The organism is Sphingomonas sp. CCH9-F2, from assembly GCF_001556735.1.
In the GTDB taxonomy this organism is placed as follows: domain Bacteria; phylum Pseudomonadota; class Alphaproteobacteria; order Sphingomonadales; family Sphingomonadaceae; genus Sphingomonas; species Sphingomonas ginsenosidimutans.
This window is the reverse complement of the sequence record NZ_LSJO01000120.1, coordinates 1-15157: the sequence shown is the minus strand read 5'-3', so window position 1 is coordinate 15157 and position 15157 is coordinate 1. Positions and strand designations below refer to the sequence as shown.

At 65.8% G+C, this 15157-nt stretch carries 20 protein-coding genes and 1 pseudogene; 4 read left to right on the top strand and 17 right to left on the bottom strand.

Annotated elements, in window-relative coordinates:
* From AX685_RS03785 to AX685_RS03705, 17 genes and pseudogenes are all read right to left on the bottom strand, one after another.
* Positions 1 to 359: pseudogene (locus AX685_RS03785) on the bottom strand (conjugal transfer protein TraN); the annotation flags it as partial.
* A gap of 3 nt (positions 360 to 362) precedes the next feature.
* A complete protein-coding gene (trbC, locus tag AX685_RS03780) occupies positions 363 to 1106 on the bottom strand; it encodes a type-F conjugative transfer system pilin assembly protein TrbC (protein WP_066282717.1) in 744 nt (247 codons plus the stop codon).
* A 9-nt stretch (positions 1107 to 1115) separates the two neighbouring features.
* The gene (traU, locus tag AX685_RS03775; protein WP_066282719.1) at positions 1116 to 2129 is read right to left on the bottom strand and encodes a conjugal transfer pilus assembly protein TraU; all 1014 of its coding nucleotides are present in this window, start codon (positions 2127 to 2129) and stop codon (positions 1116 to 1118) included.
* Positions 2126 to 2572, bottom strand: coding sequence for a hypothetical protein (locus AX685_RS03770; protein ID WP_007406338.1), 447 nt, complete (start codon positions 2570 to 2572; stop codon positions 2126 to 2128). Before AX685_RS03770 ends, traU begins: the two co-directional genes overlap by 4 nt.
* Complete coding sequence (locus tag AX685_RS03765; protein WP_007406328.1) at positions 2569 to 2856, bottom strand: hypothetical protein; 288 nt, start codon at positions 2854 to 2856, stop codon at positions 2569 to 2571. The genes AX685_RS03770 and AX685_RS03765 overlap by 4 nt, the downstream gene beginning before the upstream one ends.
* The gene (traW, locus tag AX685_RS03760; protein WP_024310619.1) at positions 2853 to 3512 is read right to left on the bottom strand and encodes a type-F conjugative transfer system protein TraW; all 660 of its coding nucleotides are present in this window, start codon (positions 3510 to 3512) and stop codon (positions 2853 to 2855) included. Before traW ends, AX685_RS03765 begins: the two co-directional genes overlap by 4 nt.
* On the bottom strand, positions 3509 to 4102 hold the full coding sequence (locus tag AX685_RS03755) for a S26 family signal peptidase (RefSeq protein ID WP_024310620.1): 594 nt from the start codon (positions 4100 to 4102) through the stop codon (positions 3509 to 3511). Before AX685_RS03755 ends, traW begins: the two co-directional genes overlap by 4 nt.
* Positions 4086 to 4766: a TrbI F-type domain-containing protein gene (locus tag AX685_RS03750; RefSeq protein ID WP_024310621.1), complete on the bottom strand. Its 681-nt coding sequence runs from the start codon at positions 4764 to 4766 to the stop codon at positions 4086 to 4088. Before AX685_RS03750 ends, AX685_RS03755 begins: the two co-directional genes overlap by 17 nt.
* On the bottom strand, positions 4759 to 5133 hold the full coding sequence (locus tag AX685_RS03745; protein ID WP_024310622.1) for a hypothetical protein: 375 nt from the start codon (positions 5131 to 5133) through the stop codon (positions 4759 to 4761). The genes AX685_RS03750 and AX685_RS03745 overlap by 8 nt, the downstream gene beginning before the upstream one ends.
* Positions 5130 to 7694, bottom strand: a complete 2565-nt coding sequence (gene traC, locus AX685_RS03740; RefSeq protein ID WP_007406319.1) for a type IV secretion system protein TraC — start codon at positions 7692 to 7694, stop codon at positions 5130 to 5132. The genes AX685_RS03745 and traC overlap by 4 nt, the downstream gene beginning before the upstream one ends.
* 5 nt (positions 7695 to 7699) lie before the next feature.
* On the bottom strand, positions 7700 to 8485 hold the full coding sequence (locus tag AX685_RS03735; protein ID WP_010409254.1) for a conjugation transfer protein: 786 nt from the start codon (positions 8483 to 8485) through the stop codon (positions 7700 to 7702).
* Positions 8482 to 9294 carry a DsbC family protein gene (locus tag AX685_RS03730; protein WP_066282721.1) on the bottom strand — a complete coding sequence of 271 codons (813 nt, stop codon included), beginning with the start codon at positions 9292 to 9294 and terminating at the stop codon, positions 8482 to 8484. The genes AX685_RS03735 and AX685_RS03730 overlap by 4 nt, the downstream gene beginning before the upstream one ends.
* Positions 9295 to 9314: 20 nt before the next feature.
* Positions 9315 to 10637: a TraB/VirB10 family protein gene (locus AX685_RS03725; protein WP_007406327.1), complete on the bottom strand. Its 1323-nt coding sequence runs from the start codon at positions 10635 to 10637 to the stop codon at positions 9315 to 9317.
* Complete coding sequence (locus tag AX685_RS03720; RefSeq protein WP_066282723.1) at positions 10634 to 11446, bottom strand: type-F conjugative transfer system secretin TraK; 813 nt, start codon at positions 11444 to 11446, stop codon at positions 10634 to 10636. The genes AX685_RS03725 and AX685_RS03720 overlap by 4 nt, the downstream gene beginning before the upstream one ends.
* Entirely contained in the window at positions 11443 to 12030 is a 588-nt protein-coding gene (locus tag AX685_RS03715) for a type IV conjugative transfer system protein TraE (RefSeq protein ID WP_064312054.1), read from the bottom strand. The genes AX685_RS03720 and AX685_RS03715 overlap by 4 nt, the downstream gene beginning before the upstream one ends.
* The gene (gene traL / locus AX685_RS03710) at positions 12031 to 12315 is read right to left on the bottom strand and encodes a type IV conjugative transfer system protein TraL (RefSeq protein WP_007406330.1); all 285 of its coding nucleotides are present in this window, start codon (positions 12313 to 12315) and stop codon (positions 12031 to 12033) included.
* A gap of 40 nt (positions 12316 to 12355) precedes the next feature.
* Positions 12356 to 12610 (bottom strand): hypothetical protein, encoded by a 255-nt coding sequence (locus AX685_RS03705; RefSeq protein ID WP_371262956.1) that lies wholly within the window; start codon positions 12608 to 12610, stop codon positions 12356 to 12358.
* A gap of 394 nt (positions 12611 to 13004) precedes the next feature.
* Here AX685_RS03705 and AX685_RS03700 point away from each other — a divergent pair, with 394 nt between their 5' ends.
* From AX685_RS03700 to AX685_RS03685, 4 genes are all read left to right on the top strand, one after another.
* The gene (locus AX685_RS03700) at positions 13005 to 13415 is read left to right on the top strand and encodes a hypothetical protein (protein WP_066282732.1); all 411 of its coding nucleotides are present in this window, start codon (positions 13005 to 13007) and stop codon (positions 13413 to 13415) included.
* A 20-nt stretch (positions 13416 to 13435) separates the two neighbouring features.
* On the top strand, positions 13436 to 13891 hold the full coding sequence (locus tag AX685_RS03695) for a helix-turn-helix domain-containing protein (protein ID WP_066282733.1): 456 nt from the start codon (positions 13436 to 13438) through the stop codon (positions 13889 to 13891).
* 114 nt (positions 13892 to 14005) lie between these two features.
* Complete coding sequence (locus tag AX685_RS21385; protein WP_010409268.1) at positions 14006 to 14209, top strand: hypothetical protein; 204 nt, start codon at positions 14006 to 14008, stop codon at positions 14207 to 14209.
* A 9-nt stretch (positions 14210 to 14218) separates the two neighbouring features.
* Positions 14219 to 15157 (top strand): GGDEF domain-containing protein (locus AX685_RS03685; RefSeq protein WP_156445648.1); only part of this gene is annotated, 939 nt, incomplete at its 3' end.

The window sequence follows — 15157 nt, the reverse complement described above, 5'->3', positions numbered from 1 at the left end:
CCCGCCATATCCCCCTTGGGGTAAGTGTAGGTTGAACTGCTCGACTGCGCGCTCGGCTCGGCCGCTGCCGCATTGCTCGATGCCGCGGGCTGCGCCGTGCGGGCCGAGCTGGCGGTTGTCCGCGCGACAGCCGCGCTCGGCTCGGGGACGCTGGTCACCGTCGTCTTGGCGACCGGCGCGGATGTGGGTGTGGGGGTCGGGGTGGGCTTGGGGGTCGTGTCGCTGAAGTAGGTGTAATCGCCCAGGCCGTAGAAGTCGCCGACGCCCTGCTGGGCCTGCTGGGTGGACTGGACCTGGGCGAGCGCCTGCGCTGCCAGAACCGGCGCCAGAAGACCGATCAGGATGCGGCCCCCCCGCATGGTTCAGGGATTCCGGCCGAGGTTGGCGAGCGCGGTCCGCGCGACCAGCGCGCCGGGACCGTTCTCGCCCGCGAACGTCTCCAGCGCGTAGCGCACCGTGACATTGCCCTCGATGCGATCGAACGGAGGCGGCGTCGTCTTGCATGTGAGGCCGTCGCACGGCGTGAAATCGCTCGACGAGACCACCATCGTCGGGACCGCGGTCACGTCGAACGCGCGGAACAGGCGCGGGTCGATCCCGATCGAGGCGAACTGCTGGTCCTTCTCGACCACCCTGGAGAGCGCGGCGATGAACGCCTTCCCCGAATTACCGGGGAAGCCCCGGAACACCACGACACCGCCAGCGGCCGAGGTATCGGCGATGATCCGCTTCAGCGCCTGTTCGGGCATCGAGGTGGACACGAACACCATGAACTGCGGCGCAGTGCCCTGGTTCTCCTTGAGGTTGGCGGACGCGGCGTGGATCATCTCGTCGAAGTCGACCGCACCCGCCGGCCCCGTGGGCAGGCTCGCCTTGTCGATCGTGCGCATCTGCTCCAGCGCGACCGCCTGCACGGTCTGCGCATCCTTGCGGAACGCGTCGCCGCGCCGCTCCACCTCGTTCACTAGCGCGGTCGCGTCCTGTTCGGACTTGGCCGATCGCGCGCGGATCGCGTCGAGATCGAGCCCCTCGACGGTCTGGGCGAGAACGGCGCAGCCGGTGCCGATCGAGGCGATGGCCAGCGCGGAAAGGAGGAGCTTCTTCATGTCAGGTCCTCACAGCATGCAGCAGTTGCGCTTGCGCCAGAGCAGGTAGCCGAAGTCCTCGCCCTTGACGGGGAAGGCCCGGCCCGCGTCGGGCGGGAGCGTCGTCGCGCCGATCGGCGAGCAGGCATATTTGCCGCTCACCGTGGGCGTCGGGTTGGTCATCTGGATGCGGTATTGCGACTTCTTCAGGATCGGCATGACGTACTTGTTGCAGAGCGCCTTCGATCCAGCGGTGCCCCAGGCCAGCCCCTGCCGGTGCATCTTGAACAGGAGCCGCTCGGCCGCGAGGCGCGAGGACTGGACCGGCGAATTATGCGCCGCGATATTGCCGTTCATCGGGAACATCGAGCCGTTGCAGCCCGAGCACCAGAACATCGGGTCGATCGGCAGCTTCGCGCTCGCCGCGACGCAGTCGGCCGCGCAGGCGGCGACCGCGATCGGATTGTTGAACAGCGCGACCTCGGGATTGATGAGCGTGGTCAGCACGTCGTCGTTCCAGAGCGGATCGATCTCGGTCATATAGGCGACGTCGAACGAGGCTTGCTCGAAACACAGGAAGTCGGTCAGGATCTCCATCCAGTAGAGCAGCGGGTAGACGTAATAATGCGCCTGCCAGTTGGCGCTGTTCTGGGTCGTACCGCCCGCGATCTTCGGCCCGGTATACTGGCCCTGCCCGATATCGAGCCCCGGATTGAGGCGAAGTCCGCCGAGATTCGGGAAGCACCACGGCTTGGTGGTCACATCGACGAGCCGCGCCGGTTCCCAGAAGCCGATCGAGATGCCGATGCGCGGGATCGGCGAACCGCACGCACAGACCGGCAGGCTTGGGTTCTTGGTATCGGGTCGGCTCCCCGGCCAGATGTGCGCGCCGCCCACCGACAGCGGGAACAGGCACGACCAGCAGACGTCGGTGATCGGGTTGACGAACTTGCCGGTGCAGTTGGCCGGGAGCGCGCTCGCCGGCGCCGGCAGCAGCGCGAACGCGGCGATCATGCCGAGCAGGGTGAGCAGGCGGCGGATCATGCGCCGGGCTCCTCGGAGAAAGCGATGACCAGGGGCACCATCCGGGCGCGGTCGCGTCCATCGAAGCTTATCGACTGATCGGCCAGCGCGCGCACCAGCGCACGGCGTTTGCCAACCGATATCGTCCGCCCGCTTTCGGCAAGGACGACATCGATTTCGTTTCCGATCGACGCGGCGGTCACCGGATCGGCACGGCCCCCGAGAAGCCTTCGTACGAGGGACTCGATCTCGCAATGCACGCGGGACAGGAACAGCAGCGCAGGGACGCTCGAGAGCAACGCCACGGTCGCGATCGATACGACCATCGACAAGGCGACGACGGGAAAGAACATCCAGGCCGGGAACAGCGCGAATATGGCGAGAACATATGTCCACCCGAAGCCGACTGCCGCGACACACAGAAGCGCGTAGCGCGCGATCAGGCTGATGCGCTCAGTCGTCATGCCCTGCCCTCCCCGTCCGGCTGCGCCGCGAGGCTTGCGTCAAGGAAAGCGTTATCGGCCCGGTTCTTGGCGATCACATACACCGGCACCAGCACGACCAGCGCCAGCACCAGTCCGGCAAGCGCGCCCCCTGCCCCGGCGCCGAGCACCGCGCGCAGCGGCTGCAACGCGCAGATGGCGATCGCCAGCCCGATCGCCGACCACAGGATCGCGAGCCGCATCGCCTTGAGGGCCGGCGTCTCGGGCGCGGCCATCGGCGTCCTGAGAATATCGAGCCACATCATGCGCCCGCTCCCGACATCTCGATCTCGCTGATCTTGAGCACCTGGCCCGCCGGTTCGACCACGGCGGGGACGCGCGCGATCCCGAAATGGCTGGTGAGCTTGCCCTGCTGGTCGAAGAAGAAGCGGCGCTTCTTCTCGCCCATGCGGTTGAACGGCGAGCCGGCGACGAAGATGATCTTGGCATTCTGCGCGGTCCACCGCTTCAGCGCCCAGTCGACCTGCGCATCGTCGCGGCCGTCGATAAACACGAGGTCGGTCTTCATCGCGACGAACGACAGCGGATTGACCCGCTGCCCGGCGCGCGCGACGAGCCGGCCCTTCTGGTCCTGGATGTCCTGATCGAGCACGATCGTCGGGTCGAACGTCCAGCTGCGGCTCTCGCGCACCGCGCCGATGCCGGCGACGGGGATCGGGTTGCGGACACGTTCCTCGGTTTTTTCACGCAGCGCCGTCTGCATGCGCTCGATGCCGCCATTGGCCTGCAGCGTCTTCAGCCGGGTATCGATCGTCGCCAGCAGATCCGGCTCGGCGATCGCCCAGGTCTGGCCCATCACGCCGTGATCCTTTGCGAGCGCGCCCTGCACGATCGGCCAGGACGACGAGGCGACCAGCGCCACGCCCAGGGTTCCGCCGAAAAGGCCCGCGCGCCGGATCACAGGATCGGCGTCCCGGTGCCGATGATCTGCTTCGCGCAGGCAAAGCCGATCTCGCCGTAGCGGCTGTCGAACCCGTCGGGGTGTGCGGTGCCGACATAATAGCAGCCCTCGGGAACGCGCCCGACCGGTCCCGGCGTCAGCACCTCGCCGAAGCGCGAGCGCGGCTTCATGTGCGCGACGCGGACGCCGTCGACATAGACCCATTTCCCGCGATGCTCGACCAGCGCCCCGGCCTCGCCGATCACGCGCTTGCCGAACGGTCCCGAATCCGGTCCGAAGTGGCGGCGCACCAGCTCGCCCTCGGGCGGCGCGAAGAACACATAGTCGCCCTTGGCGGGCACGCGGCCGCGCTGGATGAAGAACGCCCAGTTGGGGAGGCTCTCGCTCGCGTTTATCATGAAGGCGTGCGTCTCGCGCCACGCGGCGATCGAGTTGTAGCCGCCCCACACGATCCCGAGCAGCGCGACCGCGCTCCACTGGCGGACCCGCTTGACGATCAGCGCCTTGCGGGCCGCGCGGTCCCCGGCGACGTCAACCGCCGTGGGAGCCGCATGACCGACCCGCGCCAGCGCCTCAGTTGCCGCTGCCATCGACCCCTCCCGGCGCGGACTGGGTGACCGTCGCCTCGACCGGCGAGACCGGCGCAGGCCCGAACGGCGAAGCGGTCGGGACCGCCGCCCCTGGCGCGGCCGGCGCGACGTTCCCGGAGGCTTGGGGAAGCATCGCACCGACCGCGGGACCGGCCGGGGTGTTCGGCGCGGCCGCGGGGAGCGGCACGCGCGCGAAGACCGCGCGGCGGATCTGGTCGGTGATATCGGGGACGTTCTTCGAGAGGACCGCCTCGCCGACGAGGACGGTGGTGCCGCTCGCGCCGACCTTCTTCATCTCGTCGTCGAGCGCGGACATGAAGGCCTGGGTCTGCGCGGCCACCTGTTGGGGCTGGCCGTTACTGTGGCTCTGCGCCTGGACATATTCCGAGACGATGCCTTCGAGCCGGACGCTCGCCATCGGCACGGTCGCGGGCGGGGCAAGGAGATGCTTGGTCACCCACGCCCCCCAGAGCAGTACCGCGACCGCCAGCGCGACCGCGACATAGGCGATGACGGGCAGGCCCTGCGGCTTGCGGCGATCCACCTTGTCCGCGACCGGACGGCGCGGTGCCGCACCGGCAGCGTCATCACGGGGTGCCGGGGCCGGAGCGGACGGTTGCACCGCCGCGGACGCGACCTCGGGACGATCGAGAACATCAACCATGACGGGGGCCTTTCGTGGAAGTGATGATCGCGCCGAGCAGGCGCACGCGGGTCACGGCGACGATGCCGAACGCGACCAGCCACACGACGAACAGCTGGTCGCCGAACGCCGCGCGGCGTGCCTGGTCGGCCGCGACGAAGCGCGTGCCGAGGTTGGCGACCTGCGAGAAGAAGCCGAGCGCGGTGAAGTCGCCTAGCATCAGGAAGAACAGGATCGCGACGCCGAAGGTCGCGAGCAGCGTCATCGCCATCCAGCCCGACACCCGCAACAGGATGTAGCAGGCGTCGCCGATCGCGCGCGTGCCCGTGCGTTTCCAGTCGGTCGCGGTCGGCGTACGCCAGTCGCGCTCGTGCGTGAAGGCGTTCATTCCGCCGCCTCCACCCAGGGCTCGCCCGGAGGATTGTCGCGATATTCCTCGGGGAAGGCGACGCGTTCGATCGCCTCGTCCATCGAACAGCCGAGGTCGATCAGATGCTCGATATCGGCGAAGGTCTGCGGGCTGGAGGAATAGAGCGTCGCCGAATATTTATCGAGGACGAGCCGCCCGACCGCCATCGATTCCGGCCCCTTGATGAGGATGTCGGAATATTCCGCGCCGTTGCGCTTCAGCGAACGCAGCAGGCTTTCGGTGTAGGGGTCCATGTCGAAGCGGCCGTGCTTCTGGAAGTCCGAGATCGTGTCGGGCTTCTGCATCAGGATGACCGACCAGTCGGAGTTCTCCAGCGCCGCGAGGCTCCCTTCCGACTTGTAATAGTCGTTGAGGCTCTGCGTCGCGGTGATGAGCGAGGCGCCATATTTGCGGCAGGTTCGGCTGTAGGTCTCGACGAAATCGGCCATCGACCCACCGCGCAGCATCTGCCACGCCTCGTCGATCAGCAGCGCCTTGGGGATCTGGCGGTCCATCCGGCGCATCGTCTGCGACGACATGAACATGATCGCGGTCAGCACGACCGAGCGCAGTTCCTCGCGGCTCGACAGGTCCGAGAGTTCGAACACCGTTAGCGCGTTCGACATGTCCACCGACGCCTCACCGGTGAAGAAGCTGCCGTAGGTGCCCTTTCCCGAGAACGGGAACATCGCGATCGCGAGATCCGTCCCCTGCACAGAGCCGTCGGAGCCGAGCGCCTCGATCACGTCGTCGACGCACCCTCCCCTGCCCTTGGCCTCCCACACCTGGTTGACCGCACGATCGATCAGACCGCGCTCGGTGTCGTTGAGCTTGTCGATGTGACGGCCCATCTGCCCGATGATCGACTTGAGCATCGCCAGCGCGTCGACGAGATAATCCTCGTCCTGCGCCACCAGCGTCTCGTCGATCATCGAGAACGGATTGAGGCTGAACCCGTCGCGCAGGCGAAACTCGACGAAGTTGCCGCCCAGGCTCTTGGCCATATGCTCGAACGAGCGGCCGTCATCGATCACGATGATCTTGGCGCCCACGCCGGCGAACGCCGCGCACAGCTCTTGCAGCGCGACCGACTTGCCCGAGCCGGACTTGCCGAACACCGCGACATTGTGGTTGCCGGCCTTGTTCTCGAACGGCGACCAGAAGAAGGGCTGGCCGCGCCGCCCGATGAACATCAGGTGCGGCAGATGCCCGCCGAGATACTCGCCCTGGATCGGCAGCATATTCGCCGCGGTCGAGGTCAGCATCGTGCGCAGCCGCTTCATGCGCTTCAGGTCGCTGTCGAGCCCGTTGCCGAGCGTCATCGGCAGACACGACATGAACGCCATGATCTGGAGGAACCGCTCGTCGAGCAGGTCCCACCCGGCCGCCTTGTACATCGACTTGACGGTGCGCTCGTTAGCGTCCCCCTGCCCCTTCGGGCTGATGATGCCTACCGCATAATAGGCCTGCACCAGCTTCTTGCCGAGACGCAGCTCCTGGGTGACATGCTCCCATTCGCGGCTCTGGTCCTTCAGCTGCGGGAGCAGCCGCGCCGACTTCGAGTCCGCCAGGCTCGACGTACGCATGAACTTGTAACCGGCCTTAGACGAGGCGGCCTGTTCGTCCTGGTAGCACAGGCATAGCGACGTGAGAGTCGGGCACCCCGGGCGCAGCTTGTCGGAGAACATGTCGCCGATCAGCTTCTGCACGTCCCACGGCGCCCAGCGGTTCGGCAGGTTCCTGACCGAGAAGAAGCGATAGTCGAACGTGTCGGGCCGGATCTCCTGATACTGCGTCTCGCCCGACAGGTTCGTCACCGCGCGCAGCGGCTCGACCGATACCAGCAGGCGGTCGGCCTGGACGACGGTCTGGACGTCGCGCCGCACGCATTGGTCGGCGATCGGATCGAGTTCTGAATATTCCGAGACGTGGTCGGAGACGTCGAACGCCGGCGCGGTGATGTCGTCGATCAGCGCGATCAGATCGACCGGCTTCAGCCGGGTTGCCGGCATGTCGATCGACTGCAGCGTCGAGACGATGCTGTCGCGGACGCCGGTCAGCTCCTCCGGTGTCGCCTTCCCGCTACGGATCGAGACCGACAGGAAGATGCGATGGTTGCGGACGTGGAACGGTCCGTCCTTCGACATCGATACCCATGCGCCGTGACGCAGGAACGCCGACCGCCGCTCGGCGATCTTGCGATGGATGCCGCCCGCCTTGTAGCGCGGCAGCGCATATTGCGCGATCAGCGCGCCCACACGCGGGCTCTGGAATGCGAGCAGCTGGACCCGCGCGCTGGGCGGGACGCTCTCGGACAGCATCTGCGCGATGATCTCCCCGGTGCGCTCGTCCGCACCCATGAGCGGCGCGAGTTCCAGCGCGAACGCGATGCTGTCGGTCTGGTAGAACAGGTCGTGCCGCGCGTCGTAGCTGCGATACGGCAGCCACTGCGACAGCATCGGCGCGCCATGCGAGGGTGTTCCCTGGTCGGGTGCGCGCGTATCGCCGAGCAGGCGGGCTATGAAGCCGGTCTTCGCCATGACGATCAGTCCTCCACGCGCGGCGAGAAGGTCGCTGGGCGGTTACCCGGCGTGCTCGACGCGAGTTCGGGCGAAGCCGGCTTCTGCGTCGCGGCGATCGGCACACCCTTGCCAGCAGCCGCGTCGCGCGCCCTGGCCCGCGCGGCCGCGACCGCTGCCGCACTTGGTGCGCCGACCGCGCTCGCCGCACCTGCGGCCGCTGCCGGGGCGGCGACCTGCGCGACCTCGGCGGGCACCGGGGGAAGCGCGGCGATCGGCGCGCCGAGCTGCGAGAGGATCTCGGGGCTGACGTTGAGCGTCTGCGTCGCGGCAAGCGCCGAACCGTGGCCGTCGGTCGCCGCCAGCCACTGGCCGTTGTCGACCACCGCCTGCACGACCGCGGTCTCGTGGAAGCGCCCAGCCGCGTCGACATGCGAGGGGAACACGATCCGCAACACCTTCTGCGGCCCGACCCCCGCCGCCTGCGCCGGCACCGGCGTCGAGGCATAGGCGATCCGCTGCGTTCCCCCGCTGTTGCGCGCGGGTGCCTGGTACGGGCCTGCCGGATGATAGCCGCTGTCGCCGGTGATCTCGGCCAGCGCCTTGTCATCGATGACGGTCGCCGGCGAGCAGCTGCCGCCCTCGGGCGCGCCGCACGCGAACTTGCCCGAGATGTTGGTCCCCAGCGTGGTGCAGCTGGCGAGCAGTCCCAGGCTCGCGGTCGTCGCCAGCGCCGCAATACGCTTCGCGCGGGCGTGCGGGCGATAGTCGGAAACCGGGCAGGCCGGCAGGCGGATCACGGATCGGGTCACGACTTGGCTCCCTTCAACCATTCGACGAGCTGGGCCTTGGGCCTGAAACCCTCGATCACCGCCCCGTCGGAGCGGACGATGACGGGCGTCCCGTTGATGCCGTGCGCCTTGGCGAACGCCTCGTTCTCATCGAGACCGCTGGTGTCGCACTTCGGGCCTGCCGGGACCGGGTTCTGCGCATAGGCCGCGCGGACCGCCGCATGACGATCGCGGGCGCACAGCACCTGGTTGGCGATCTCGCGGCTTCCCAGCACCGAGATCGGGCGCTCGATGACGCGCACGTTCATCGTCTCGAGCGCCTGACTGAGCGCGCGGCAGTAGCCGCAGTGGAAATCGGAGAAGACGGTGACCGTCTGCGTGCCCGAACCCCACACGATCGCACCCTTGCTCGACAGCCGCGTCACATCGAGCGTGCGGGCGACGGCGGGCTGGGTCGTGACTCGCGCACCCGCCCGCGCCGCGCCGGCCTCGGGCGCATCGGGCGTGGCATTGGCCTTCGCCGCGCCGCCCACCAGCATATCGGGATTGAGCGCGAGCAGCTTGGCGGCGGTCAGATCCTGCCGCGTCTCCATGTCATAGACGCGGCCGATGACGAGATAGCGCGCCGACTTGTCGACGTAGAACAAGTTCGCACCCGCCACGACCTCGCACAGCCCGTCGACCTTGGAGCAGTCGATCGCATCGACCTTGGTCTTGGGAAGCCGCTTCTGCAGCGCGACCTGGACCTGCGCGCCGATCGGCGCTTCGGCCGAGCCGGTCAGCAGCATCGCCGCCCCCGCCATCGCGCCGATCATGATAGTATTTGCCATGTGACCGCCTCCTTCCGGGCTCAGTTCTGGATGAAGACGCCTTCGAGGAAGACGATCTCGACATCGATGCCGGTCGGCATCTCGATGATGGGCTGGTACTGTTCGGCGCGCTCGATCAGGTATTTGGAAACTGTTCGACCGCTCTCGTCGGCGCCGCCGCCCAAAGCGCGCAAACCGACGTTGCCGATGCTCGGGGTGCGATTGATCCCTCCTTTGCCGTCTGTCTCGAAGGTTGCGAGTGGCTGGTTGAAGGCAGTGTTCAGCGCATTGCCTGCACCACCTACAAGCCCGGCAAAGAAAGCTTGCATCGCCAAGGAGCCCTCGCGACTGACGACACGGCCGCGCACGCCGGTCTTGCCGGCGAAGCTGATGAAGCCCTTCACGTCCGACACCGCGAACCGGCCATTGGCCTGCGGACAGGTCATCCGCTGCAGCTTCACATAGACCTTCTCGGAAGAGAGATCGCCGCGCGCCGCGCCGTTGATGACGCAGCCTTCGATCCGCGTCGTGAGCAGCTTGCCGTTCTGGTAGACCGAGCGCGCCGGGCCGGTGATGCGCAGGATCACCGGCAGCGGATCGGTCTGCGACTGCACCCCCGCCGAGGCGTCGACGCCGACGATGACCTTCGCCTTCGCGATCGAGTTGGGCGGCAGGTAATTGGGGCTGTCGGTGTAGCTGGTCGTGCCACCCGAGATCCGAGTCGCGGTGCCCGAGGGGCCGCCCTCGAACGACACCAGCTTGATCGAGCGCGACTGCGACACCGCAGCCGCTGCCGCCTCGCCCGCCGTCATCGGCGCGCCGGGAGTGCGGTAATTGGGCTGGCCGGGGCCATACATCTGCGTCGGAGCCGGCGCGGCCGGCGCGGCGTTACGCTGCGCGATCTGCTGGCGAAGCTGGTCGTTCTCCTGCTGATAGGCGCTCATGACCCGCTGGCCATCGCTCGCCATCGACTGCTTCTCGCCCTGGAGCGCGGCGATCTGCGCCTGCAACTGCTCCATCTGCGCGCGCTGGCCGTCGACGCCCTTCAGCTGATTGTTGATCGACTGCATCTGCGCTTCGGATGCGGCCTGCCATTCACGCTGCGACATGTTCCGGTTGACCATGTCGTCGGTGGTGATCTTCACCTCCTTCCCGTCGGTGCCGACCGGCTTCAGCTTGGCATCGTCGCCCATGACGTACCAGGAGCCCAGCACCAGCGCGACGGCGCCACCACAGCCGAGGTAGAGCAGCTGCTTCTTGCGGACGGCATCGTTGCCGGCCATCAGCTCGCTGTCCCCGCCCTCCTCCGGCTCGGTATCGAGCTGCTTGGCACGGTTACGCTGGAAGATGTCCTTGAGGCTCATGGCCGCACTCCGTTGGCGAGGCCCGAAGGCGTGACGATATAGGCGGTGGTGGCTTCACCGGGCTTGAGGTTGGGGTTGGCGACCGAGACCGCGATCGCGTTCGACGGTGCGATCGTTCCCTCGCCCAGCGCGACCGGAACCTTGCCCCGGTTCTCGATCCTGAGCGTGCGGCCTGCGAGGCTGGCGCCGCGATACTCGGCGACCATCTGGACCTTGAGCGAGCCAATCATCACCGGGTCGGTGACCGCGGGCCTGACCTCGAACCCTTCGAGCGGCGCGGACTGGAACATCGCCTGGACCAGCGTGGCGGACGCCTCCTGCGGCGATGCCGCGACGGCCGCGACCTGCGTTTCCGCGGCGCCACCGATATCCTTATTCTCGACGAACACCTGCTGCGCGTCGTCACCGGCGAGGCGGCACGAGAATTTGTAGACATAGCCCTTCGACGTGGTGCCGAAGAACGACACGTTCGGCCGAGAATAGGCTTCCGGGACCGACACATAGATGTCGCCCCGGGTCGGTTCGTTGACCACGGTGAAATCGTCGGTATCGACCCCGGTGGTCAGCTTCGAGACGCTGGCGAAGCGATCGTCCTTGAGGCTGACGCGGGTCAGCCCCGACTTCGACATCGTGCAGGCGACCTCGCTGTTGTCCTTCGCCAGCACATGCTCGTCGGCAAAGGCTGGCGCGGCGAGCACCATTCCGCCCGCGACGATCATCCCTGCCCCGATCAGGCGCGATAGCGAACACAGGCGCGATGCGAAGGCGGTCCCGCCCCCGATCAGCCCGACTGCGACCCAGGCGGTCATGCGTCGTCTCCGATGGTTGCCGCGGCGTCCTTGTCGGCCTTGGTGACCATCCCGAAGCCCTTGAGCTGGAGAGTCAGGCCGCGATACGCCCAGTAGAAGCGGAACGTCTTCGGCTCGGCGGTGACCGACTTCGAGCCGACGACGGTGTGCAGCGTGCCGGTCACTTCCGAGGTCAGTTTCTCGGTGTCGACCTTCATGCCGGCGAGCGTGAAATACTGGCTGATGCTCGATCCGCGCTGCTCGTTGAGGATCTTCATCAGGTCGCGCTTGAGCGAACCATGTGCTTCCGGCGTGGCGATCGCCAGGATCGAGTCCATCCAGTATTCGAGATTTTCGGGCGAGCGGTTGAGCGTCATCAGCGCGGTGTCGCGCGTGACCATCTCCAGATACTGCTCGCTGACCCCGCTCGACGAGAGCGTCAACGGGGAGCGGACGATCGGCTGCAGGACGATCTCCCGGTCACGGGTCGCGCCGACCAGGAACAGCAGCACCACGAGGCCCGCGAGGACCAGCGCGACGATGCCGAGCATGTTGCGCTGCTTGAGGACGCGCTGCGACTGCGCGAGACCGACAGAATAATCCATTTAGCCCACCATCACGCGAAGGTGGGAGGGCGGTGTCGCCTTCAGCCCGGTAAAACTCGACGGCAGGTGCCAGTAGGCCATGTGGAGAATCCACGACGTGGCCTTGCCGGCTTTGAGTTTCCGAAAACCCCACCAGCCGAGCAACGAGACCATCAGTCCGATCACGACGTGCTGCGACAGGATCCCCCAGATGAAGGGGATCGCCATCGCGAGGAACTCGTCCAGCGTCCAGAAGCCGATCAGCTCCGGGTCGTCGAGATGCGAAGGGATGGTGTACCGGTCCATAAGCTAAGCCGCCCTCCCAGCGGTTGATCCAGCCGACGCCTCAGATCGTCGCGGTGACGGTCGAGGTGACGATCGGGATACCCGTGCCCGCGCCGACGCCGACGGCGACGGGAACGGCCACCTGGCCCAGGCTGAAGCGGCCCGACGCCAGCGCGACGATGCCGCCCGCGAGGCTCATGACGGTGATGATCTTGCCGCCCGAGCCCTCGAGGAAGTCCGTGAACTTCGTCAGCGCGGTATTGAACGTCGTGTCGGCGCCGGCGAACGCCGCCGACGCGCCCAGGACCATCACCATCGCGATGATCGCCAGACCGAGAAGGACACCATTGATCTGGCCACCCTTCGGCATTGAAAGTGCAGACATGCTCTTTCCCCTTGGAAGACGAAGCACAAGCGCGTCGTCTCCCTAAGGATTTCGCAAGTATTGACCCTCGACAAGACGGAAAAAAATTACCGTATCGACTTTGACTGCGGGAAAGACCGACTACGCATTTCCGCCAAAAAACTGACGCGATGGGTCTGCAGACAAACATAGAGCAGGTAATTTTTTTACCACCTGCGGAATTTTTTTACCGCCTTCGTTGCGAAACTGGAATGACCACCCCCGGTCGTGCGGCAATGATTGATTGCTCGAGAAACTATCAATCCAGATGGTATGCGCTCGCCCGCACTCGGGTTATCCGTTCCCCATGTCGAATGTGATCTACGCCTTCCGGGTCAGCGATGAGCTGTTCCGTCTCACAACAGAAGCGATCAGAACCCGGTCGCTGGCAACGCGACGGTTTGAGACCGTTTCCTCTACCGCCCTGTATGGACTGGAGAAATTCTTGGATATGCCGGATTTCGAGCTGATGCTCGAACGCGCCTCGACGATCGAGGACAATGGTGAAAACCGGGTCGGTTTCCGCATTCAGATCGATCAGAAGGCGCTTTTCCAGGCCGCGCGGGACAGGGCCACTACCGACCCCACCACCCCTGCCACAGCGCGTTTCCTGCTCACCGTGTCGATGCTGTGCGTCTTCGATTGTGCGATTCGTCGAGAAGTTCCGACTAACGCTAAAAAAAATATTGACAGCCTCTCGGGCTATAACCGTATATAGCGCCCAGAAGGGGGGTCGTCATGACTGACCAGAGGAATGCAGCAAGCCGACAGACCGAGACAGACTTCTACTATCCGCTTATCATCGAGCAGTGGAATCGCCGTGGCGTAACCAATGTCGAAATGGCCCGGAGACTCGGGAAAAGCGTCAGTCTCATCGGAAAGGTCAAATCCGGTCGCGCCAGCTTTACGGCCGCGATGCAGATAAGGGTCATGGAGATCCTGGAGATCGACCGGCAACGTGCGTTTCTTGCCGCAGTCTGGATGAAGACGCCCCTCGCCTATTTCGATGACAGCTTCGACAAGATCTACCTCGTCACGTGCCGCTTCGTCGAAGCTTCCTGCCCCCAGTTACTGTCGCTCGCCGAGCAGGTGAAAGGCGATGGGCTTGCTCCCGAAGCGATCGAGCGGGTTTTGCAATCCATCCTGATGAACATGCTCAATTCGGTTCCCCCGCCCCGGACCGGAGCAAACTGAACCAATTCCGGTGGTGAACTCCGTTCCCATCAAACGAGCTTTGGAGAGTGACACCTGTTTCGCTTAGAGGGCGATATGGACTCTCAGCCGAAACCCGCGCGGTCGACCCTATCGATGCGCCGCAAAAAAGAACGCGAGGATGCTGCGGGTTACAAGCGGTCCACCTACGCGCTCTCCCCTGCATCGCTGCGAGTCGCGGACGAGATCCAGCGTCGCTATCAACTTGGCTCCCGCGAGGCCGCTATCAACGCACTTCTCGAACTCATCGACCGCGATCTGTTCCTGTGGCACGACATCCTTGTGTCGGAACGGCGATAGAGGCTTCTGATGGATCTGCGCACCAGTCCGCCAGCCGACGAATCGGGTCATGCCATTGTCGATTTTCTCGACGAGCATCGACTGCCGCACAGCCCCGAGAATTACGGCTTCGCTCACACCTATTTCGAAGGTGCTGACGAGGCCCATTTCATGGCCGTCGCCAATCTGATCGACGGCGGTTATCGCCTCCGACAGGAAGACGTGCGAGCAATTTCGGCACCAGCGGATCTCCATGGCACCGCGACGACGATCGGTGAGCTTTCCACGGAGGTCATGCACATCATCGGGGCAACCGCCCAGGAAGCCAATGCCTTCGTCAAATCGCTCACGCTCACCGCGGCCGAACTGGTCTCGACAGACGGCAACATTCACAGCGCGGTCGCTCGGATGACTGCCCAGGCCGAGCGCGCCGAAGAGCGGTTGAAGCAGCTGAGCCTTCAGACGGCGCTAGTCCGCGAGCGCCTACGCTCGCTGGGCGTCGATACCGACATCGATCCTGCTACCTCGCTCCTCAACCGCATCGCGATCGACTCGGTGCTCACCGCCGCACTCGGGCGGGAAGGCCCTACCCTTCTTGCGCTGGTTGCGCTCGATCAGGTCACCTCGATCGGGGCGGCTCATGGGATCGGCGTCGTCGAGCGGGTCCTGCGCGCGCTGGGCCAGACATTGCGGGATCATTGCATGCCGCACCGGGTCGGCCGCTGGGAGGCAAAGCGGATCGCCATCGTGTTCGACAACTGCGACCCCGAAGCCGCCCGCGATATGCTGAACGCAGCCCGCAAGGCATTCTCGAGGCGAAAGCTGCAGCGCGTCGAGAATGAGACGCCGATCGGCGAGGTGACATGCTCGGCGGGTCTCGTACTCGCCCCCAACGCTGTCTCCGAGGATCTGATTTGTCAATCGGCGTCCAAAAAGGACCCCCTATCGGCGTGCAAAAGGGACCCCCTT

Coding starts and splice junctions, on each gene's coding strand:
- AX685_RS03720 (WP_066282723.1), bottom strand. CDS start 11,446: ATGACCGCCTGGGTCGCAGTCGGGCTGATCGGGGGCGGGACCGCCTTC.
- AX685_RS03700 (WP_066282732.1), top strand. CDS start 13,005: ATGTCGAATGTGATCTACGCCTTCCGGGTCAGCGATGAGCTGTTCCGT.
- traU (WP_066282719.1), bottom strand. CDS start 2,129: ATGATCCGCCGCCTGCTCACCCTGCTCGGCATGATCGCCGCGTTCGCG.
- AX685_RS03715 (WP_064312054.1), bottom strand. CDS start 12,030: ATGGATTATTCTGTCGGTCTCGCGCAGTCGCAGCGCGTCCTCAAGCAG.
- traC (WP_007406319.1), bottom strand. CDS start 7,694: ATGGCGAAGACCGGCTTCATAGCCCGCCTGCTCGGCGATACGCGCGCA.
- traL (WP_007406330.1), bottom strand. CDS start 12,315: ATGGACCGGTACACCATCCCTTCGCATCTCGACGACCCGGAGCTGATC.
- AX685_RS21385 (WP_010409268.1), top strand. CDS start 14,006: ATGCGCCGCAAAAAAGAACGCGAGGATGCTGCGGGTTACAAGCGGTCC.
- AX685_RS03705 (WP_371262956.1), bottom strand. CDS start 12,610: ATGGTGATGGTCCTGGGCGCGTCGGCGGCGTTCGCCGGCGCCGACACG.
- AX685_RS03750 (WP_024310621.1), bottom strand. CDS start 4,766: ATGGTTGATGTTCTCGATCGTCCCGAGGTCGCGTCCGCGGCGGTGCAA.
- AX685_RS03725 (WP_007406327.1), bottom strand. CDS start 10,637: ATGAGCCTCAAGGACATCTTCCAGCGTAACCGTGCCAAGCAGCTCGAT.
- AX685_RS03695 (WP_066282733.1), top strand. CDS start 13,436: ATGACTGACCAGAGGAATGCAGCAAGCCGACAGACCGAGACAGACTTC.
- AX685_RS03730 (WP_066282721.1), bottom strand. CDS start 9,294: ATGGCAAATACTATCATGATCGGCGCGATGGCGGGGGCGGCGATGCTG.
- AX685_RS03765 (WP_007406328.1), bottom strand. CDS start 2,856: ATGATGTGGCTCGATATTCTCAGGACGCCGATGGCCGCGCCCGAGACG.
- AX685_RS03745 (WP_024310622.1), bottom strand. CDS start 5,133: ATGAACGCCTTCACGCACGAGCGCGACTGGCGTACGCCGACCGCGACC.
- trbC (WP_066282717.1), bottom strand. CDS start 1,106: ATGAAGAAGCTCCTCCTTTCCGCGCTGGCCATCGCCTCGATCGGCACC.
- AX685_RS03755 (WP_024310620.1), bottom strand. CDS start 4,102: ATGGCAGCGGCAACTGAGGCGCTGGCGCGGGTCGGTCATGCGGCTCCC.
- AX685_RS03770 (WP_007406338.1), bottom strand. CDS start 2,572: ATGACGACTGAGCGCATCAGCCTGATCGCGCGCTACGCGCTTCTGTGT.